The sequence below is a fragment of the Alcaligenes faecalis genome, assembly GCF_005311025.1.
Taxonomy (GTDB): Bacteria; Pseudomonadota; Gammaproteobacteria; order Burkholderiales; family Burkholderiaceae_B; genus Alcaligenes; species Alcaligenes phenolicus.
The window spans coordinates 2,528,336-2,549,011 of the sequence record NZ_CP031747.1 but is presented as its reverse complement, the minus strand read 5'-3'; the positions used below and the strand labels follow the sequence as shown (position 1 = coordinate 2,549,011).

The 20,676-nt window shown below is 56.3% G+C and carries 19 protein-coding genes; 10 read left to right on the top strand and 9 right to left on the bottom strand.

Annotated elements, in window-relative coordinates; translation table 11 throughout:
* Positions 1-342 carry a hypothetical protein gene (locus D0C27_RS11785; RefSeq protein ID WP_088451488.1) on the top strand — a complete coding sequence of 114 codons (342 nt, stop codon included), beginning with the start codon at positions 1-3 and terminating at the stop codon, positions 340-342.
* 196 nt (positions 343-538) lie between these two features.
* Here D0C27_RS11785 and D0C27_RS11780 read toward each other — a convergent pair whose 3' ends face one another.
* Positions 539-1,219, bottom strand: a complete 681-nt coding sequence (locus D0C27_RS11780) for an HAD family hydrolase (RefSeq protein ID WP_035268613.1) — start codon at positions 1,217-1,219, stop codon at positions 539-541.
* A 206-nt stretch (positions 1,220-1,425) separates the two neighbouring features.
* Between D0C27_RS11780 and dctP the strand changes: the two genes are divergently transcribed.
* From dctP to D0C27_RS11765, 3 genes are all read left to right on the top strand, one after another.
* Positions 1,426-2,400 carry a TRAP transporter substrate-binding protein DctP gene (gene dctP / locus D0C27_RS11775; RefSeq protein WP_035268610.1) on the top strand — a complete coding sequence of 325 codons (975 nt, stop codon included), beginning with the start codon at positions 1,426-1,428 and terminating at the stop codon, positions 2,398-2,400.
* Between the two features lie 132 nt (positions 2,401-2,532).
* On the top strand, positions 2,533-3,057 hold the full coding sequence (locus tag D0C27_RS11770) for a TRAP transporter small permease (protein WP_137431051.1): 525 nt from the start codon (positions 2,533-2,535) through the stop codon (positions 3,055-3,057).
* Positions 3,058-3,059: 2 nt separating this feature from the next.
* Complete coding sequence (locus D0C27_RS11765) at positions 3,060-4,382, top strand: TRAP transporter large permease (RefSeq protein WP_042484669.1); 1,323 nt, start codon at positions 3,060-3,062, stop codon at positions 4,380-4,382.
* 896 nt (positions 4,383-5,278) lie between these two features.
* Here D0C27_RS11765 and D0C27_RS11760 read toward each other — a convergent pair.
* From D0C27_RS11760 to D0C27_RS11750, 3 genes are read right to left on the bottom strand one after another with little or no spacing between them, the layout of a single operon-like run.
* Positions 5,279-5,581, bottom strand: a complete 303-nt coding sequence (locus D0C27_RS11760; protein WP_137431050.1) for a zinc ribbon domain-containing protein — start codon at positions 5,579-5,581, stop codon at positions 5,279-5,281.
* Positions 5,581-6,741, bottom strand: a complete 1,161-nt coding sequence (locus D0C27_RS11755) for a thiolase family protein (protein ID WP_137431049.1) — start codon at positions 6,739-6,741, stop codon at positions 5,581-5,583. The genes D0C27_RS11760 and D0C27_RS11755 overlap by 1 nt, the downstream gene beginning before the upstream one ends.
* Positions 6,742-6,762: 21 nt before the next feature.
* On the bottom strand, positions 6,763-8,379 hold the full coding sequence (locus tag D0C27_RS11750; protein WP_137431048.1) for an ATP-dependent acyl-CoA ligase: 1,617 nt from the start codon (positions 8,377-8,379) through the stop codon (positions 6,763-6,765).
* 356 nt (positions 8,380-8,735) lie between these two features.
* Here D0C27_RS11750 and D0C27_RS11745 point away from each other — a divergent pair, with 356 nt between their 5' ends.
* Positions 8,736-9,692, top strand: coding sequence for a Bug family tripartite tricarboxylate transporter substrate binding protein (locus D0C27_RS11745; RefSeq protein WP_026483815.1), 957 nt, complete (start codon positions 8,736-8,738; stop codon positions 9,690-9,692).
* Between the two features lie 231 nt (positions 9,693-9,923).
* Here the strand turns inward: D0C27_RS11745 and D0C27_RS11740 are convergent, their stop codons facing one another.
* Positions 9,924-10,592, bottom strand: a complete 669-nt coding sequence (locus D0C27_RS11740; protein ID WP_086061265.1) for a GntR family transcriptional regulator — start codon at positions 10,590-10,592, stop codon at positions 9,924-9,926.
* A 147-nt stretch (positions 10,593-10,739) separates the two neighbouring features.
* Between D0C27_RS11740 and D0C27_RS11735 the strand changes: the two genes are divergently transcribed.
* Both D0C27_RS11735 and D0C27_RS11730 read left to right on the top strand, forming a co-directional pair.
* On the top strand, positions 10,740-11,624 hold the full coding sequence (locus D0C27_RS11735) for a LysR family transcriptional regulator (protein ID WP_026483813.1): 885 nt from the start codon (positions 10,740-10,742) through the stop codon (positions 11,622-11,624).
* A 106-nt stretch (positions 11,625-11,730) separates the two neighbouring features.
* The gene (locus tag D0C27_RS11730) at positions 11,731-12,978 is read left to right on the top strand and encodes a D-amino acid dehydrogenase (RefSeq protein WP_083055250.1); all 1,248 of its coding nucleotides are present in this window, start codon (positions 11,731-11,733) and stop codon (positions 12,976-12,978) included.
* Positions 12,979-13,173: 195 nt separating this feature from the next.
* On the opposite strand, the gene D0C27_RS11725 is transcribed toward D0C27_RS11730, so the two are convergent.
* On the bottom strand, positions 13,174-14,184 hold the full coding sequence (locus D0C27_RS11725) for an acyltransferase (RefSeq protein WP_137431047.1): 1,011 nt from the start codon (positions 14,182-14,184) through the stop codon (positions 13,174-13,176).
* Between the two features lie 278 nt (positions 14,185-14,462).
* Here D0C27_RS11725 and D0C27_RS11720 point away from each other — a divergent pair, with 278 nt between their 5' ends.
* A complete protein-coding gene (locus D0C27_RS11720) occupies positions 14,463-15,830 on the top strand; it encodes a DNA recombination protein RmuC (RefSeq protein WP_137431046.1) in 1,368 nt (455 codons plus the stop codon).
* A 6-nt stretch (positions 15,831-15,836) separates the two neighbouring features.
* On the opposite strand, the gene D0C27_RS11715 is transcribed toward D0C27_RS11720, so the two are convergent.
* The 3 genes from D0C27_RS11715 to D0C27_RS11705 all read right to left on the bottom strand — a co-directional run bounded on the left by D0C27_RS11715 (position 15,837) and on the right by D0C27_RS11705 (position 19,145).
* Positions 15,837-16,208, bottom strand: coding sequence for a helix-turn-helix domain-containing protein (locus tag D0C27_RS11715; protein WP_060186538.1), 372 nt, complete (start codon positions 16,206-16,208; stop codon positions 15,837-15,839).
* Between the two features lie 2 nt (positions 16,209-16,210).
* Positions 16,211-16,513 carry a type II toxin-antitoxin system HigB family toxin gene (locus D0C27_RS11710; RefSeq protein WP_009460162.1) on the bottom strand — a complete coding sequence of 101 codons (303 nt, stop codon included), beginning with the start codon at positions 16,511-16,513 and terminating at the stop codon, positions 16,211-16,213.
* Positions 16,514-16,574: 61 nt separating this feature from the next.
* Positions 16,575-19,145, bottom strand: coding sequence for an EAL domain-containing protein (locus D0C27_RS11705; protein WP_137431045.1), 2,571 nt, complete (start codon positions 19,143-19,145; stop codon positions 16,575-16,577).
* 177 nt (positions 19,146-19,322) lie between these two features.
* On the opposite strand from D0C27_RS11705, the gene D0C27_RS11700 reads away from it, so the two are divergent.
* Complete coding sequence (locus D0C27_RS11700) at positions 19,323-19,601, top strand: acylphosphatase (protein ID WP_009460160.1); 279 nt, start codon at positions 19,323-19,325, stop codon at positions 19,599-19,601.
* 164 nt (positions 19,602-19,765) lie between these two features.
* Positions 19,766-20,659: a MurR/RpiR family transcriptional regulator gene (locus tag D0C27_RS11695; protein ID WP_026483806.1), complete on the top strand. Its 894-nt coding sequence runs from the start codon at positions 19,766-19,768 to the stop codon at positions 20,657-20,659.
* The last annotated feature ends 17 nt before the right edge of the window (positions 20,660-20,676 follow it).

Here is a 20,676-nt window from a genome sequence, read left to right as displayed (position 1 = left end):
ATGTATGAGTCACGTGATGAGCCCCTGATTACGGGGTGGCAATTTACCAAGCGCCTGTTGGCGCATGCCCTTATCGGTATTGTTTTTGTGGCCTTTTCTCTGATGCTGGGTGCATTGGGCCATATGTGGTTTGAAGAGAATGTGCACTGGCACGATGCGGCCTTGAATGCCGCCATGATGGTCGGTGGGCTGGGGCCGATGGCCTTGCCTGAAACGTGGGCTGGCAAGGTATTCTTTGCCATTTATGGCGCGTATATCAGTCTTGTACTGGCCGCGACTTTCGGTCTGATTATTGCCCCTGTGCTGCATAGAATTTTGCACACCTTCCATCTGGAAGACTAAGCAACAGAAAAAAGGCCCCACACTACGCTTTTCGGTTTGCTGCCGCCCGAGGGGGCTTTTTATTGGCGGCACCGAGTCTTAAGACGGTCTGGCGGCAAAAAAGGCACTGTGTTTTGAGCAGTTCCAACAGGTGGGATCTCCCTCTTTTGAAGAAACTGCCTAAAACACAGCGCCTTTTCTATTGCTTCGCTGTGAATCAGCTTTGTACCCGTTCCTGCTCCAACTTGGCGATCAAAGCGGGTAGCTCGTCCATGCGGCGGAAGGTGTCACGCACACCCAGGCGGCGCAATTCCTCCTCCTTATCAGGAACCGGGCAGTAGCCCAGCACCGTGGCGCCTGCGGCCAGGCCTGCACTTGCGCCAGTCACGCTGTCTTCCACGACCAGGCATTGTTGCGGGTCAACGCCCAGCCCTTGAGCGGCGGCCAGATAGACATCCGGGTAAGGCTTGTTGCGTGGCGTTTCAGCGCCGCTATAGATATGGGTGCCGAAGTAATCCAGCAGGCCGGTCTGGCCTAATTGCAGCACCAATTTGGCGCGGTCTGCGCCAGACGCGCAGGCAATCATGCCGGGCTTGTCGCGCAAGATCGCATCCAGCGTGTCCTGAATACCGGGAATGGCCATGACTTCATTTGTCAGGGCGTGGTTGCGGCGCATGCGAAAGGCCATCACCCATTCCATATCCAGATCTTTACCTGTCATCTTGCGCACGGTGGGCAGCTCGTCGGGTAGCGCCTTGCCAATGAACCAGTCATAGCACTGCTCATAAGTCATCACCCAGCCTTCTTCTTGCAACATATCCCGCAGTACACGAACCGTGATTGGCTCGCTGTCTACCAGCACACCGTCACAATCAAACAGCACAGCGGAAAATGTCATGGGTAATACCTTTTAAGCCAACAAAACTAGAAGACTGTGATGATACAGCAGGCCGTCCGCATACAGAATTCAGGTGCAATATCGGCGCCAGACCTTATGGGCCCGTAGCGCGCTTAGTGAAAACCCCGACTTATAAATAATTGATTATTGATATATTTATATCTAAACTAAAATTTCATAACAAACCTTTCTGCGGAAGTTCCGTCATGGTGAATAAAACAACTCGGGTGGTGGCAGCGGCCTTGCTGGCTTTGGGAATGGCTGGCGCGCAGGCAGCGGAAGTAACGCTGAAAGCGGTATCTGTCTTTACGATGGACACCTTCTTTACCAAGCGCTTCAAACAGTTTGTGGATAAGGTCAACGCAGAAGGCAAGGGCCTGGTGCAGATCAACGTGATTGGTGGTCCAGAGGCCATTCCTCCTTTCGAGGTAGGTAACGCGCTACGTTCCGGCGTGATTGATTTTGCCAATACCACAGCCGTATTCCACGCCAATCTGGTGCCTGAAGCATTGGCTTTGACGCTGACAGAAAAACCCATGAGCGAGCTGCGTCAGAACGGCGGCTACGAGCTGATGGACAAGATTCACCGCGAGAAAGCCAACATCACCTGGCTGGCTCGTACGACAGATGGTTTGCAATACCACATCTATACCAACAAGCCTGTGACCTCGGCAGACCTGTCGGGCTTCAAGCTGCGTGGCGTGCCCGTGTACCTGTCCTTCTTCCGCGAAATTGGCGCAACGCCGCTGCAGATTCCACCGGGCGAGGTCTACACCGCGCTGGAACGCGGCGTGGTTGACGGCTATGGCTGGCCTTCTGTGGGTGTGATGGAAATGGGCTGGCATGAAAAGACCAAATACCGTGTCGAGCCAGGCTTCTACAACGTGGAAGTGGGTTTCTTCATGAATCAGAAGAGTTGGGAAAAACTGGACGAAGACCAGAAAGCCTTCATGCGTAAGCAAATCGAGTGGATGGAGTCGCAGAACGTGACTGAACACCAGATGGCAATTGATGAAAAAGCGGCCACCGAACAAGCCGGTGTGCAAGCCTTGGTTCTGGAACCTGAAGTGGCTCGTGCCTTGCGTACCAAGGCTTACGAAGCAGGCTGGGCCGGTATCGATAAATCCAGCCCCAAATACGCCGCGCAACTGCGTGAACTGTTTGGTGGTTATCAGCCTTAAACAAGATTGCTGATTACGTAGTTTTTGACAGTGGACATTGCGCCCTTGGGGACAGTGTCCACTTTTTGATGGTGCCATACGGGCGGCAAGATGCCCGCCCTTTCAGTGACTTTGATCTGCGGAGAAGACGCGATGTCTGCTGCAACTGCCCCGGAAGGCCAGCCTTCCAACACGACCTGGGGGCGTCCTTACGCCCTGTTAATGAACGCTTGCGGAGCCGTTGCGGCGCTGACTTTCGGGCTGATGAGCCTGCTGGTTTGTGCCGACGTGGTGCTGCGCAACCTGGGTTACGACGCGCTGTCCACCAGCGTGGAAGTAACCGAATACATGCTGATCATTGCCACCTTCGTGGCAGCGCCGTGGGTGCTGTACCTGGGCGGTCATATCCGTATCGACGTGTTGTTCAACAATCTGCCCACGTCTGTCCAGCGCTTGCTGGACCTGATCTCCAACCTGCTGGGTCTGGTGGTTTGTGGTGTGTTGGCCTGGCAATGTGCCGTCGTCGCTCTGGATGCTCACGAGCAAGGAGCCATGGTATTTAAAGCCCTGGTGTTCCCGGAGTGGTGGCTGAATCTGCCTTTGCTGTTTGGTGCATCCATGCTGGCACTGGAATTCCTGCGCCGCCTGATTTCCCGTCCCGTTAAGCAAGGAGCCTGAGCATGGAATGGTACATGGCATTGATCCTGCTGCTGGGGTCACTTTTTCTCTTGATGGCTATCGGTACGCCGGTGGTTTTTGCCTTCTTGTCCGTGAACTTGCTGGGTGCCTGGCTGTTTCTGGGCGAGGCGGCAGGTTTGGCTCAATGGGCGCGTAACACCACCGCTTCCATTGGCAGTTTTTCCTTAACCCCCATCCCCTTATTCGTCCTGATGGGTGAGGTGCTGTTCCACACCGGGCTGGCCTTCAAAGCCATCGACTCCATCGAACGCATGATCTCGCGCGTGCCGGGCAAGCTGTCCATCGTCAGTATCCTGGGTGGAACGACCTTTGCGACTTTGTCGGGTTCGTCCATTGCCAACACCGCCATGATGGGCGGCGTGATGCTGCCGGAAATGCTGCGTCGCGGCTATCACCCCACCATGGCCATGGGCCCCATCATGGCCGTAGGCGGTATTGCCATGCTGATCCCGCCTTCGGCCCTGGCCGTCATGCTGGGTAGCCTGGCCGGTATCTCCATCGAACGACTGCTGATCGGCGGCATCCTGCCCGGCATGTTGATGGCAGCAGGCTTTCTGGCCTACGTGGTTGTGCGTAGCCGCCTGCGTCCGCAAGATGCCCCCATGAGTGACGACGATCCCGCCACCCGCCTGAAAGGCTGGGCCTTGTGGAAACCTTTCGTGTTCAACGTCGTCCCCCTGCTGGGCATCTTCATTGCCGTCGTCGGCTCAATGTTGGCCGGCTGGGCATCGCCTACCGAATCGGCAGCGATCGGCGTCGTGGCCTCGGTACTGGCAACCATCGCCTACCGTGCTCTGACCCTGAAAGCACTGTGGAAGAGCCTGATCGAAACCGCCAAAGTGTCGGTCGTGATCCTGTTCATCCTGGCCGCCTCCACCACCTTCGCCCAATTGCTGAGCTTCTCCGGAGCCAGCGCAGGCTTCCTGGGCATGATCAAAGACTACGACCTGTCGCCCTTCGTGCTGGTGATCTGCATGCTGCTGGTGCTACTGGTCATGGGCATGGTGCTGGACCAAATCTCCATGATGATGATTGCCTTGCCTTTCTTCATGCCCCTGGCTCTGGCCGCAGGTGTGGATACCGTCTGGCTGGGTGTCATGATCCTGATCGCACTGGAAATTGGCCTGCTGACCCCACCGTTCGGCCTGCTGCTGATCGTGATGCAAAGCGTGGCCCCGCCATCTATCCGCTTGCCCCACATCTACAGTGCCGCCGTGCCCTTCCTGGTCATAGAAATCGGCATCCTGGCCCTGGTCTTGTTCGTTCCCTGGATTGCCGTGGGCCTGCCAGGACTGATCGGCTAAGACAGAGCAGGCAGTCTGAAAGCGGGACAATAAGGATGTTGTCCCGCGAAGAAAGCCAGAGTCTGGAAAAGCTTTCCAAAACAAAAAAACCTCAGTTCGGCAGATGCCAAACTGAGGTTTTTTTATGCTCGATAGCGTTGATCACTTTTTGCCGCATATCTATGTGCAACAAAGTGATTTATGTGGAAGCGGCGCATAAGAACTTTAACGATCTTTCTGCCTGTTGCTGAGATCGATTTTGGGGGTGAGCAGGACGCAGGTTGTGTGCGTACCGACAGCGTTCAAGTCAGCTTTTAAGGCTTAAGCGCATAAGCCGCTACGTTTTTAACCTGTATGTATTAAAGCGCACTCAGACATTGGCAAATACGGGCTTAGGACAGCGACTGTCTACTCCTATCTTTCCAAGTAATCCCTTTCATCAAGCAGCTCTACGATCAATCATTTCTACGATCAGCGATCCCGTTAAGAACACTAAGTCGAAGCATTCAAACCCCAATCAACAATCGTCCGATAAAAGATGCTGTGAGCTGATTGAGGGGCTGGCCCGGTGTTGGGGCGGATCAGGTGACTTGCCGCAGGCAGATAATTGCGCAGGGGTGCAAGCACCTTGCTGTTTGAGTCCGACGCTCGTGGTTTGTCCGGGGGACAAACCACCGGACGAGTTCAAGGTGCGCCCGTAGCGATTATCTGACCAGGGCACCGGCGCGCAGCGCCGGCAAGTTGCCAGCCCCAACACGGGGACAGCCCCTCAATCAGCGTCTTATAGTCACCTTCTTCATCGTCTCGAACAGTGGCTGACTCCAAGCCTTGAGTCATCCCGATCTCTACACGCTGGGCATCTAAACCCAACCCCATCCAATCGAGCCATTCCAAGGAAAGCAGTTGAGAAACTGCCTTTACTCTCGCACAGGATCAGCATAGATCCCGCCATCCCGCAAAGCCAAAGCGACCTTATCTCCCCGCTGTACTGCTTCATCCAGCACACGAGCAATCAACACCGGCCCTGCATCGCTGGTCACCGTTGCCAGCATATACACGCTTGGCTCCTCGCCAGAGATGGCACTACGCGTCAGTTCTGTGACCACACCAGACGCACACGTCTGCGCCTCAAACTCATCCCCATGACACTTCGGACACAAGAACCGCGCCGGAAACACCCGATGATCACACTGCACACAGCGAAATACAGAAGGACTCATCACAAGGCCTCCAAAACAAGAGCCGTTGAACACATGCCATAGCGATACTCCACCATGCCGTATCCCGTGACCAAACCATAACGGGCCTGCGCCACCTGACGCTCCCCCGCCTGACCGCTCAACTGACGCATCACCTCCACCAGTCCATGCAGACTGCAAGCAGCCCCGGCCTGCCCAGCCGACAATTGCCCGCCAGAGGTATTCAAAGGCACACGTCCCGTTGCAATCGACTCGTGAATAAACTGCTTGGCGTTATCAGCCCGAAAGAAGCCCAAATCCTGCAATTGCGCCAGAACCATGACGGGGTAGTCATCATAAATACTGAGGACATCCATATCAGCCGGACTCAGCCCCGAGTCCGCCCACAAAGCCGGAGCCAAAGCCGCCAAACCCGTGCTCAAGCCATCGCCTTGCTGATCATCAATATTATGAAAACTGCGTAAAACCTTTACCGTAATCGCCGGCTGATTCTGCGCCGCCGGATGATCCGCGCGCATCACAATCAAGGCATTGGCTCCATCCACCACCGGCACACAATCCAGCCGCGTCAAAGGATCTGCCACTTGAGGCGCATTCAAATAATCATTCAGATTCATGGGGCTGCGATACGCAGCACCCGGATTCATGCTGGCCCATAGCCGCTGGCGCATCACCAGAGCTGCGTAGTCCTCTCGCTCCAAACCCAGCTTGCGCATTTGATTCGCCGTCAGCATGGCAAAGCGATGATTCGGACTGCCCGCGCCCAAAGGTCGCAAATGATCGTAAGTTGTCTGGTTATAGTTTTCGACCAGTTGCTGGAAGTCCTTGGCCTGAAAATGATCCCCGGCCACAATCGCAATACAGCGGGCATCACCCGCCTGTACCGCACGAATAGCGTGCTGCAGAATATTAAGACCACTGGCGCCGCCATTGCTGTCATCCATGATCCAGCCCACCTTCAAGCCCAGCTTCCAGGCCAGATCAATAGCCCGATCCGGTGCATGGGTAAAGGAGGCTACCCCCAGACCATCAATATCGCTGGCCTTCAGACCTGCTGCAGCAAGAGACTGCTTGAAAGCCTGGGCCAGCAGCTCGGACGTGCCCAACTGACCACGCCGGGTGTAGGTGACCTCGGTCGCGCCCAGCAGGCGTACTGTGTCCAGATTGAAATTAGGCGTCATATTGAATTCCTGTGGCAGCCATCAGCGGCGAACCTGATAGCCTGCTTTTTCTCTATCCCAGGTGTCGGGACCAATGCCGCGATCACGCAGGGCAAACTTCTGAATCTTGCCATTTTCCGTGGTGGGCAAGACCTGGGCAAACTCAATAAAGCGCGGCACCGCAAAGTAGGGCAGACGGCGCTCGCAATGCTGCAGCAGCTCCTCGCAGCTGACCGTGCAATCCGGACGCAACACAATCATGGCCATGACCTCGTCTTCGGCCAGCTCGGACTTGGCGGCATAGACAGCAACCGTATGGACCGCAGGATGGCTGGCCAAAGCCTGCTCGACTTCGTAGGAGGAAATGTTCTCACCACGACGGCGAATCATGTCCTTCAGGCGGTCCACAAAGCGGTAGTAACCATCCGCATCGCGCACGACGCGGTCACCCGTGTGGAACCACAGGTTTTTCCAGGTTTCGACTGTCTTGTCCGGTTGACCGTAGTATCCCAGCGCGAAGGCGTAGGGTTCATCGGCGCGCAGTAACAGTTCGCCCACTTCACCGTCTGGCAAGGGGTTGTCGTGCTCATCCACGACCAGAGCCTCAAAACCTTCCGACACACGGCCCATATAGCCATTGCGCTGTTCCTGAATGCCGCGGCCCATGACATAGTTGGTCTCGGTAGAGCCAAAGCCATCCAGCAGATGCATGCGGCAGCGCTCCAGAAACTGGCTATGAAATTGCTCGGGAACACCGGGGCCTAATGCAATGCGCGTCCTGTGCAGCTTCTCTGCCGCCGTCTCAGGTTTGGACAGCAGGATAGGCACCATTGCGCCTAGCAGATAGGTAATCGTGGCGCCGGTTTCATACAGATTGTCGAAGAAACGGCTGGCCGAGAAACGCTTGTCCACCACCATGCAGGCGTCGCTGACCAGAGCCTGGAAAAACGTGTTCAAGGCATTGGTGTGGAACATGGGCAGGCAGGTGTACAGCACATCATCGGGCTTCATGCCCAGCTTGCTGGCGGTGTAAATGCCCCACCAGTAGAACTGGGCGTGCGGGCACTGGACGCCTTTGGAAGGGCCCGAGGTGCCGGAGGTGTACAGAATGGCCAGCGTATCGCCGGGGCCTATATCGGCAGGCTCGCAGTAATCGCCCAAAGCAGGCAGATCGCAGGTGCTCACCGCCAGTGTTTGTGCCGCTTCCTGGCCTTGAATCAACCAGGCTTGCTGGACGGCGGTAGCGCCAAGGTCCACATCGGCCAGCAGCGGCGTCAGATCCGTTTCCACTACCAGCAAACTGGCTTGGCTATTGCACAAGATGTGCTGCAACTGCGCCCCGCGCGAGGCCGTATTGATAGGCACCACAATCGCGCCCAGCCAGCCGCAACCCAGAACCATATCCAGGAATTCGTGGCGGTTGGTGCACAGCAAGGCAACACGGTCGCCACGTTTGATACCGGCGCGGCTCAATCGACTGGCACTGGCAGCGGCCGTCTGCAAGGTTTGCTGGCCGGTGTAGTGAGTGTTGCGGTCTGAAAACAGCGGAGCATCACCCATGCGCTCTGCGCGCAGGCGCAACAGGGCGGGTACCGTGCGTTGCGTGGCAGGTATTGAAAACAGCGGCAATTCAGAAGCAGGAATGGAATGGGCGTGCATGATCTATCTGTCTCCCGGCCAACGCGCGATCAAGGCGGCAAGCCGATATGCATGGGTGAAATTACTAATATCCTACAAACAGTATACTGCAATATATTATTTTGAAATTCCTGTCCTTCACCGGAAAAACCCGAAGTAGCAGAGCTCACCAGGCAGTGGTATTTCGCGCAAACCAGGGGCGGAGCAAGGACAGAAAAGGGGGCGTTTTGCAGGCCGGAGCAGGATGGCCAGCAAGACGGTTGATCAGGTTTATGGACGACAGTCGATCAGCAACAAGCAGGCCAGGCTCACGTGTTTGAGCCAATGTGCTTCACAATGACTTTGAATAAGCCCACAGGGGCAACGGGGATAGAACAATGAAGGTATGGCTTAAATTAGCAACGTGTTGTGCGCTGATGTTGGGTGCACAGGCCCATGCTCAAAACAAGAATGTGACGCTGGTTGTGCCTTACCCACCGGGCGGTGCGGCTGACCAGTTGGCGCGGGTGATTTCCCAGGAAATGGGCACACGCTTTGATCAGAAAGTCATTGTGGAAAACCGCCCGGGTGCGGGTGCCCAGGTTGCCATGAACGTGGTGAAAAACGCCAACCCCAGCTCCTTGGGTACGGTGTTGTTCCTGGCCGATAGCGGTGCTTACTCCTTGAACCGCCACCTGTACCAACGTCTGAATTACGACGTGGCTACCGACCTGATCCCCATGACGCTGGCTGCCAAGGCGCCGGTGTTCCTGCTGGTCAATAAAGACAGCCCCTTCAAGACGGTTCAGGATCTGGTTGCAGCTGGCCAGAAGCAGGAGCTGACATACGGTTCGCCTGGTATGGGTACGGGCACTCATCTTTTGGGCGAGATGCTGCGTAAAGAGACCGGCGCTCGTCTGGTGCACGTGCCTTACAAGGGCGCAGGCCCCGCTTTGATTGATGCCGTCAGCGGCCAGATCGACTTTATCTTTGACGTGCTGACGGGCAGCCGTGGCTTCCTGGAAGATGGCCGCCTGCGCGCGATTGCCGCAGCGACAACGGAGCGCAGCCCTCTGCGTCCAGATGTGCCTACCATTGCCGAAGCCGGTATCCCCAATGTGGCATTCACCATCTGGTGGGGTATTTCGGCCAAAGCTGGTACGCCTGATGAAGACGTAGCCCGCCTGACCGAGCAACTGACGGCTGTCCTGAAAGAGGATGCAGTGGTCAAGAAATTCGTGGACTTCGGTATCCAGATCGAGCCTTCCACGCCCAAAGAGTTTGCTGACCTGATCGAGCACGATGCTCAAGCCATGGGACCAACCATCAAGGCTCTGGAAATCACGCTGGACTAAGACGTGATGGCTTGAAGAAAAAAGGCGCTACGGCGCCTTTTTTTGTTGTGTGTGGGCTGTCCGGAATCATGAGGGGACACTGTCTTCAACACACAAGACAGTTGCTTGGGCTGAAGGGCTAAACCTTGTCTATGGGTTACAGCCGGGGCTTTATATTGCCGGTGCTTAAGCAGGAAGCATCGGCGGCGGCAATCACAGCCTGCCTTGCTGCTTCCTGCTTATGCTGAATCATTAAGCCAGCAGCTCCGCCTGCTTGAGGCAGTAAGCCGAGCAGCAAATGACCAGATTTTCCATGATCAGATGGGCCGCCTGCTCTTCCTGACGCTCGCTGAAAGCCTGACAAATCCCCTTGGCCCGCTGCATGGTTTCCAGACGGAATTGAGGGTCTTGCAAGCAGGCAATCCGGGCCTGATCAGCCTGATCATGCAGGCGCGCCATCGTATCGACTAGTTGCTTGTTGGGCACCATGCTGATCCAGGCGCTGCGGAACGCCCAGTTGGCCTGAATATTGTCGATAGGGTCGCCCTGCTGATGCGTGGCTTCAATGCGGCTCAGGGCCTGTTCCATGGCCAGCATGCCCACTCTGCTTTGATTCATGCAGGCCAGCTTGGCGGCTGGTGGCTCCAGCAACAGGCGCACCGAGAAAATATCTTCAATATCCTGGGCGGTGTAGACCCGCAATACAAAACCGCGCGAAGTTCCTTCCAGCACCCCTTCGTTTTTCAGTTGCAGCAAGGCTTCGCGCACCGGCATGCGTGAGACATTCAGGCTGGCGGCAATTTCGTTATCCACCAGCCGCACATCAAAACCGATTTTGCCCAAGGCAATGTCCTGGCGCAGCATGCCGTAGACTTGTTCACGGATATTGGGTTCGCGTTTTTTATAAGGATTGGCAGCCATAAGCTCGCCCGGCGCCTGGCGCACGGCAAAAGACTCAAAGGGCTATAGGATACCAAGTAAGCACCGGGGACTGACGCGTTTTATGTCAGGCCAAGTTGCAGGATAATACCTTGTTTTCAGACCAGTACGCAGCAGGAGGGCCGAGCGATGCGGTGGCGGCATGTGGAAATTTTTGATGCGATTTGCCGTGGCGGCTCGTTGACGCAGGCCGCGCAGCTGCTGCATATCTCTCAGCCAGCGGCCAGCAAAATGTTGGCGACTGCAGAAATGCAGCTGGGCTTTCGATTGTTCGACCGTGTGCGCGGTCGCCTGATCCCGACGCGTGAGGCCAGCATTCTGGCCCCCTACGTTGCGCGTCTGCATCAGAATCTGGATGACGTCAGCCGCTTGGCGCGTAATCTGCGCTCCCACCATGAAGGCTTGTGGCGTATTGGCAGCAGCCCGGCTTTTGGTCTGGAGCTATTGCCGGTGGCCTTGAGCCGTTGTCGTCGGGCTCACCCGGCCATGAGTTTCGAGCTGCGCACACACCACAGCGGGGAGCTCTTGCAAGCTCTGGAGACGCGCGACCTGGATATGGTGATGAGCTTTGATCAGGGCGAGTCTTCCGGTGTGCAACAGCAGGTGCTGGCCCATACCGAACTGGTGCACGTTACCTTGCCGGGCGTTGCACCCTTACGCCATTGGGAGGAGATGGCCGAGCGTGCTTTCATCGCTTTGGACGCTGACGATCCCGTTGGCGCGATGGTGGAAGATCTGCTGCAAAGCTATGTCCCCGATGTTGCGCCCTTCATGCGTGTGCAGACCCATTACGTGGCTTGTGGTCTGGTTTTACAACAGGTGGGCGAGGCTCTGGTGGATCTGGTTACGGCCCGTGCCATGCAGGGCCGAGGCCTTGCCATACACCGCCTGCCCGAGCCTTTGCCAATTCCAGTCAGCATTTTGACGGCTCACGACGATGCCGGTTCTGGCTCGCGTGAACGTGTGTTGGACCACATCCGGCAGGCTCTGCTGGAATGCCGTTTTCCGGATTGAGTAGAACGCTGATTCCATAACCCAGGGTTATGGAATGCGCCAACTATTCATTGGCGCTCTACAGCGTCCCCCAAGACAATAGAGGCCAGTTATTGGGGGTATTTCCATGCATGTATGTATTATCGGCGCCGGTGTCATTGGGATGAGCACCGCGTTCATGTTGCGCCAGAAAGGGGTGAAGGTCACGGTACTGGAAGCCGGTTCGCAAGTAGCCGGACAGACCAGCTTTGCCAACGGCGGACAACTGAGCTACAGCTATGTGGCCCCCCTGGCCGATCCCGGTGTGTTCAAGGATTTGCCACGCTGGTTATTGAATAAAGACTCGCCCCTGCGCTTCAAGCCTGCGTTGAGCCCGCAGCAGTGGCGCTGGCTGCTGCATTTTCTGAAAGCCTGCCGAGGCGATGTGGTGCGCCGTACCACCGCGCAGATGCTGACCTTGTCCTATCTGAGCCGCGATATCCTGCACGACTGGCAAGAGCGCTTCAATCTGGAGTTTGCCCATCAAAACAATGGCAAATTGATTGTGTTCCGCAGTCCCGGCCCGTTCCAGCATGCGCGTGAACAGGCGCAATTGCAGGCGGATATGGGATCTTCGCAGCAAGTGCTGGAAGCGGCCCAAGTGCTGGAGCTGGAGCCTTCTTTGCAGGCGTTGGGCTCGCGCTTGCAGGGTGCGATTTACACGCCTAGCGAAGAAGCGGGCGACGCTTATCTGTTTTCCGTGGCCTTGCATGAGCGCATGCAAAACGACAGCGACTACCAGTTGAAGTTGAACACGCCGGTGCAGCGCTTCGTGATGGAAGGGCGTGATATTCGTGCGGTGCAAACCGCCGAAGGCGAGATACAGGCGGATCAGTTTGTTGTGGCCAGCGGTATGGGCACGGTGCCTTTGCTGCGTCAGCTAGGTGGCCGTCCCCTGATCTACCCCTTGAAGGGTTATAGCTTGAGCCTGCCTCTGGAAGGCTTGAATCAGGCCGTGCCAGCTATCAGCGTGACCGACTACGAACAGCGCATTGTGTACGCCCGTCTGGGTGAAGTGCTGCGTATGGCAGCGATGGTAGATATTGGTTTTGATGGCCTGGATATTCCCGCTGCCCGTATGGCAACTTTGAAGCAACAGGTGAAGGATCTATTCCCTGGCCTGCCGCTGGAGCAGGCGCAGACCTGGGCCGGTTTGCGCCCTGCTACGCCTTCGGGCAAGCCCGTTGTGGGGGCCAGCAAGCTGGCCGGTCGCTTGTGGGTGAATGCAGGCCACGGCGCATTGGGCTTCACCTTGGCTTGCGGCAGCGCGGCGATTCTGGCGGCTCACCTGACGGGCGAGGCTTCGCCTATTGATGATGCTCCATTTCGTCCTTAGACCTTGAAGCGGATGATGGGTACGTGGCAAATTGTCCGTGGCCGGTCATGGGTTTACGGTAGCAGGGCGTGGTATTGAACGTTTGGCGCTGGGTAACTGGCCGCTAGTAATCAGTAGCGATGATTGCGTACCAGTAGATGGAGATGGGCAAGTTTTCCCTTGGAAGCTTGCCCATTTTTTTTGACGTATTTGTTTTTAGACGGTTGCCCGCAAAACCGGCGTCGCTTTGAAGCCCGCCGTCAGCAACAGGGATAGCCCATAAATAGCTACCGCCAGCACCGGAATCGACCACAGCGCATTGAAATCCAGTGCCGTGAACAGGTAGCGGTACATCAGGTCGATCAGCCAGGGGTGGATCAAATACACCCCCAAGGTCAGCTCCGCCAGATGGGCGCTGATACGCGAGTTGATCAAAGGCTGATCCCAGTCACGCAGCAGCAGAATCAGCGCGATGGACATGGGGATGACGGTGATGCTCAGGTAATCATAAAAGTACGCACCCGTTTGTCTATCGTGCGTGATAGCCAGTGCATAAAAGCCCCAGGCCGTTGCCACGATACTGCTCAGCAGCACCGTGATAGTCAGCCAGCGGGGCACATTCACCGGTACTTTGCGCAGCAGATAACCGAGCAGGAAATAGGGCAGATAGGACAGGAACCAGGTAAAGAAGGGCGCAGAGTGGGTGTTCAAGTCCGGATTGCTGAGGGTGCTAAGGGCGGACAGCACAAAGGCCGCTCCGGTCAGCGCAGCCAGCTGCTTCAAGTTGGTGTTCTGAACCATGCGACGCAAAAAGGGCGTGAACAGGTACAGGAACACAATCATGTACAGAAACCAGAGATGGAAATAAGGCCGACCCTGTAGCAGCCGCTCCAGATAGGGATAGGGGTCCGCGTCCGGCGTCCACCAATGCTGCTTGAAGGCCGTCCAGCCCAGATAGAAAGCGGTCCAGAACAGCAGCGGCAGCAAGACTCGCGATGCTCGCTTCCGATAAAACAGCTTCATGCCTTCCTGGGGACGAGGCTCCAGCAAGAGTGCGCCGCTGACCATGACGAATACCGGCACACACCAGCGGGTGGCAGCATCGTAGAAGTTGCCACTCCACCAGTTTGCAGTACCCAACTCGGCGTTCAGGACGGCATAGGCGGCGATATGCAGGCAGACGACAGAGAAAATCGCCACGATCCGTGCATTGCTGATCCAGTTCATGACAAGACATAAAAATCAGAGACCTCCCCATCCTAACGAGCAGACGTTTCTGATTTGTCCCCCAAATACGGGATTTAGCGTCCAGTTTTATCTGGATGTGACTGCATGGCTGCAGGTTTTCTGTGGATGCAGGCTGGATGAAAACATCCCGCTCTCTTTCGAAGAAGACTGAAAAAGGGTGTATAAATTACCAGCGTTATACGGTTAAATAGCAGGCTTAGCCAGACAGACCCGCCAGGGCATTCCTGAGCGAGCGGTGCTGGGCAGGAGTACGGTAGATGGAGCTGGATTTGAGGGGCTTGGATGTGCTGATTGCCCTGGTCGCCTTGGCGCTGGGTTTGCTGATCGGGCTGTGGCTGCGGGCGCGCATGAGTGCGCCTATCGAGCAGGCACTGGAAGATCGCTGCACACGTCTGGAACAAGATCTGGCCCATGCTCAGGAGCAGACTCAGGATGCGCAGGATAGGGCAGTGGAGCTGGACAAAGAGCTGATACGCCGCGATGCCCAGTTGCAGGCTCAGGAGATGCGCACTCAGACCATACAAGAGGACCTGGAGCATAGCCGCGAGCAGATGCGTTTGCAGTTCGAGTCTTTGGCCCAGCAGATTCTGGAGGCTAAAGGACAGACCCTGCGTCAGGATAGTCAGCGCACTTTGGATGAAATGCTGCGACCATTCCGGGAGCAATTGGCAGGCTTCCAGCTGCGTGTGAATCAAGTGCACGATGAATCCGTCAAAGGCCAGACTGCCTTGAGTCTGGAGCTGCAGCGCATGCAGGAAATGGGTCTGCGCATGAGTGCCGAGGCTCACTCCCTGGCGGTGGCGCTGAAGGGCGACAAAAAGACTACTGGCAACTGGGGTGAAACTCAGCTGGAAAAAACGCTGGAAGTGGCCGGTTTGGTACGAGGTGTCCACTTCGACACACAATGGCAGGCCCGCGACGAGCAAGGCCGCTTGCGATACCCCGACTTCGTGGTGCACCTGCCGCAGGACAAGCATCTGGTGCTCGATTGCAAAGTGTCCCTGGTGGATTACGACCGTGCTATCCGCGCTGAGACTGACGAGGAACGTCAACAAAGCCTGCAAGCTCATGTGCAAGCGCTACGCAATCATATTGATGATCTGGCCTCCAAGGATTACAGCGCCTTGGCAGGCTTGAACAGCCCCGGCTTCGTGTTCATGTACGTGCCCATTGAAGCGGCCTATATGCAGGCTTTGCAGCAGCATCATGGCCTGTTTGACTACGGCCTGGGCAAGAACGTCCTGATGGTCTCGCACACAACCTTGCTGCCTATTTTGCGTACCGTAGCCAATATCTGGATGATGGTGCGCAGCAACGAGCAAGCCCATGAATTAAGTCAGCGCGCAGGGGATATCTACAACCAGGTATCCATCCTGGCCGAGCGCCTGAAAAAGTTGGGCGAAACCCTGGGGCAGGCGGGCAAACACTACAACAGCACGGTGACTGCACTGGCCGGCCAGCAAGGCTTGTACGGCAAAGTCAGCCGCTTTGCCGAGCTATCGGCCAGAGCCAAACGTACCCAGCCCGGCATTGAGCCCTTGCATACGGATATAGAGCACGAACGGCTGGATTGGGTCTTGTCGGAGGATGAGGTGCCTGGCCAAAACAAGGAAGCTGATGCCTGATGGTGTTTAGATCAGTGTTTGGGGGCGAATCAAGCTTTCGGCTGGGATACCAAGGGCGGTGTGCAAGCGCCAGATCATTGGCAGTGTCAGGCCACGTTTGCGATTCAGGACCTCGTAGACGCGATTGCGCTTACCGATCATCGGCTCCAAGTCTTTGGCCGTCAAACCACCTTGTTCCATACGGAACTTGATGGCCTCTACAGGGTCTGGCAAATCAATCGGATAGTGTTTGGCTTCATAGGCCAATACCAGTGTGGTTAGCACATCCAGACGATCGCCATCAGGCGTGCCCAGATCTGGGTCAGACTCCATAAGCCGAGAGATTTCTTTCAGAGCCGACTTGTAATCGGCCTCGGTGTGTACGGGGCGGATTTCCATGTTTACTCCATTTCAATAGTTTCGGCGTCGACCTTGTCGTACTCCTCGTGAGTGCCGACAAATTTTATGTAGACGATGCCTAGTTTGAATGCCACTGCAACAATCAGGCGGTAGTTATTGCCTTTGATGTTGAAGACGACACGCCGATTCTTCAAGATACTGGCACTACGATAGTGAGCCTTGATATCGGTGGGTTGAGTCCATTGCGCCTTAGTCGCTTCATCGACCCATGCTTTGATGGGCTGCTCTGCATCGGGGTGTTTTTCCCAGAATTGGCGAAGGGTGCTGACGGCTATAACTCGCATGATCTGATATTAGTCCCATTTTGGGACTAATGCAAGATTGTTGGAAGGGTGATGCAGGAGCTTACTGCGGCTCCACCGGTCCGCAGTCTTGCTGAATCACTTCCAGCCACTGCTCCACCAATTGCGGTGCGCTGAACAGATAGCCTTGCAGTGCATGGCAGCCGCGACGCAGCAGAAATTCTTTTTGCTGCTCGTTTTCCACGCCCTCGGCCACGACATGCAGGCCTAGCTGTCTTGCCATCGCCAGAACGGTGCGCACAATGGCGTTGGCTTCCTGTTCCATGGGTACGCCCAGAATCAGGCTGCGGTCCATTTTCAGCTCGTACAGAGGCAGGCGGCGGATGGCGGCCAGGTTAGAGTAGCCTGTGCCAAAGTCGTCCATGGAAAAGCGGATGCCCAGGTCTTTCAGCTCTCGCATCATGCTGTTTGCAGAGGCAAAGTCCTCCATCAGCACGCCTTCGGTAATTTCAAAGATCAGGCGGTGGGCGGGAGCACCGCTGGTCTCCAGGATCTGGCGTGTACGGCGGGCAAAGTCGGGTCGACGGAACTGAATCGGGCTGACGTTGATGGAAATGGGGAAGCTGCATTCCTGGGTCTGTAGCAGCAGATCACAGACGGATGCCATGATCCAGTCGCCCAAGGGGGTGATCAAGTCCGTGCTTTCGGCCAGCGGAATAAAAAGGTTGGGTGTCAGCATGCCGCGTGTCGGGTGCAGCCAGCGCAGCAGCACTTCGGCCCCGCTGATGCGGTTTTGCTTGTCGTACTGGGATTGGACAAACAGGCGCAACTGATCCGAACCAATGGCAAATCGCAGGTCGTGCTGTAGGCTCAGGTGTTCTTCAAGCGCCTCTTGCATGCCAGGTTCGTACAAGGTGATCTGGTTGCGGCCATTCTCCTTGGAGCGATACATGGCGGTGTCGGCCTGACGCATCAGGTCCTCAGAGGTCAGGGTGCTGTCGGTAATCAGCGCCAGGCCAATACTGCTGCTGCTCAGATAGGAGTGGCCTTCGATGCTGTAGGGCTCCTCCAGGCGGGTGCGTACCAGTTCAGCAAATTCCAGTGCTTCTTTGTAGCAGTCGCGCACGGTGCCCGGATGCAGGATTTTCAGGATGACGAATTCGTCTCCGCCCAGGCGGGCCACGATGTCCTGGGGATCAATCATCAAGGACAGACGGCGCGCGACTTTGCGCAGCAAGGCATCGCCAATCGCGTGTCCTCGTGCATCGTTAATGTGCTTGAAGCGGTCCAGATCCAGGAAGTACAGCGCACCGGGTCGTTTGTACGGTTCTATGGTCTGCAGGTGACGTTCCAGACGCTGCAGCAGCAGGCGGCGGTTGGGCAGCTCGGTGAGCGGGTCATAGAAAGCCAGCCGGTAGTTCTCTGACTGCGTGGCTTTCAGGGCCGAGATATTCGTGGAGATACAGTACAGACTGGTCTGCCGGGTCTCGGGGTCTTTGACCGGCATTTTGATGGAAAAGAATGTCGCGCGGATATCGCCTTTCCGGTCGCGTACCACTTCTTCCACGGCCAGGCGTTCACCGCTGTACAGCACCTGCTCGTCGTTATGGCGAAACTCGTTAATAGTCTGCTTGTTAGCGTACAAATCCTGGTCGGTTTTGCCCACAATGCTGACGGTCGTGTAGTTCAGGTCTTCGCACAGCTTGCGGTTGGCGTACTGATAACGAAACTGATCGTCCTTGATGTAGACGTACGCATCAATCGCATCCAGTACCGTATGCAGATGGTGTTCGGTACGGACCAGTTTCTTGCGCTGACGACGCAGGCCAATGCGCATCAGGGTGACAGTCAACAGGGCAATGGTCAGCAAGACACCCAGTGTCAGCAAGGCGGGGATAATCCAGGGCTTGGTCGGTTTCTCGATCAGGCGCAGGCCCCATTGGTTCAGTGTTTCTGTGTAAAACGGGTCGTTGTTGTCTTGCCATTGCTTGATGTGGGTATCAATGGCGGCCAGCAGGTCCAGGTGGCGGTCCTTGGCCGTGACAAAGTAGGTGTTGGTTGGCTCCAGCCGGATGGGGGCGGTTTTCAGGCCGTGCTCGCCCGCATGGCGCACTCCAAATAAATGGCCGACTACGGCGGCGTCGGCCTGTTTGCTTTGGACCAGTTTCAGGGCGTTGTATTGGGAGTCAGTAATGACCAGCTTGGAACCCAGCTCCAGTTTTTGCAAAATATTGTAGAGCTGGGTTAGTTGCAGAGTTCCGCTCATGACAGCAATGCGCTTGCCATTCAAGTCGTTCAGTGCACCGATATGGGTGGTTTTACCTGTGAAGATCTGGGACCAGTCCTCCAGCACGGCGCGACTGTGAAAGCTATACAAGGCGGCGCGCTCAGGGGAATAAGCCAGGCCGGGCACAATGTCCAGCAAGTCATTTTGCAGGGCATTTAAGCATTGCTGCCAGTCGCATTGCACGGCTTCCAGAGTCCAGCCTTCACGCTTGGCAATCTCCAGCAGGAGTTCGCCCATGATGCCGCCGGGCCTGGCTTGGCTGTCCAGCAGCAGTTTGGGTGGGTTTTCGTAAATACCCACGCGCACAATATGCTGCTGGGAATGCGGTGCAGCATGGGCGGCGGGGGCGACGAACCCCAGAGCGGCCAGCATGCCTAGCACGTACATTGCCCTGCGCAGCGATAGAGTAAAAAGGCGGGGCAAATTCATAGGGTAGAGGCTGCACAAAGCAGGTAAGCGGGGGCGGGTGCGGTCATGCAACAATGATGCGACTAATTTAACTGAATATTGAGATGCGGGGCGGATGCTGCCACATTTCGGGCACAAATAGCAGGGAGCAGGCTAATGGCGGATTGTGAAACGGTAGAAGTGTGTGTTAAAGGCCGGGTGCAGGGGGTGGGGTTTCGGGCAAGTGCGCTACGCCATGCTCATCTATACGGCGTCAAAGGTTGGGTCAGTAACGCGGCCAACGGCTCGGTCGAATTGGTGTTGCAGGGCAGTACGGATGCGATTGACCAGATGGTTAGCTGGCTGCATATCGGCCCTGAACAGGCCCAGGTCGAGCAGGTAGATATCCAGCGTTCTTACACAGACAAACGCTACGATTTTTTTGATATACGCTAGCTCGGCAGCGTTGACGGCAGAAGCTGGTTGGGCGCATTTCACCGACAAACAAGTGGTTACGTGCCAGATAGTTTGCGGGCAAACCCTAGGAAAACACTTGTTTTTTTTTAGTCGGTTCAGATTACCATTCGTTTTATTTCCAGCAGAACGTCGATGGAAGCCGAATGGAACCTTTGCTGCGACTGCAACGCATTTTGCCAGAATTGACGCCTGAGTTGCTTCGGGCTGCCCAGTGGGTGGAGCGCCATCCTGTTGAGGTCAGCCTTTGGTCCATGCGCAGGCAAGCTCAGGCCTTGTCAGTGGCTCCCGCCACGATGCTGCGTTTGGCACGGGCTGCCGGTTATGACAGCTATGACCGTTTCCGGGCGCCGTTTCAACAAGCCTTGCATCGCAATGACGACACCATGGCTTCGCGGGCTCAATCCTTGCAAGGTAGTCGCGCTGCCGAACAGCAGACCCAGGCCTTGGGCCAGCAGCAGGAGGCAGCGGTGGAGTCTGTCCTTCGGCTTAATCCGGCAGGCAGCCTGGATGCGTGTGCCAAAGCCATTCTGGCGGCACCCAAGGTTGGCTTTCTAGGAGCGGGCGCCAGCTTTGCCTGCGCCTTCCAGATGCATTACGCCTATCAACTGATGTGTGGCAACGGGGTGTTGCTTAACCGTGCCGCAGATGTATTGGTGGAGCTGGAGACTGGCCTGGAAAGTGGTGGCGTGCTGCTTGTGATCAGCCAGGCTCCGTATGTGAAGGCCGTCGTGAACAGCGTTCGCTCTGCGGTGGAGCGTGGCACGACCGTGGTGGCCCTGACCGATAGCGTCTTGTCACCCATTGCACAAGGTGCCAAGCATGTATTGCTGTTTGATCCTCATACGGGCAAGCAGCCCATGGCCAGCTTTTTTCATTCCTTGGTAGGGCCTGTGACCGTAGCCGAACATCTGCTGGCTCGTATCGCTGCACAGGGCGGCAAGACAGTGGTAGAGCGTCTTGCGCAGCTGGAGTCCTCATTTCGCCGTCAGGAGATTTATTGGCAGGATGGTGATGTTGCTGTCACCAATCCGCCTTGAGCACCACGATAGAAAGT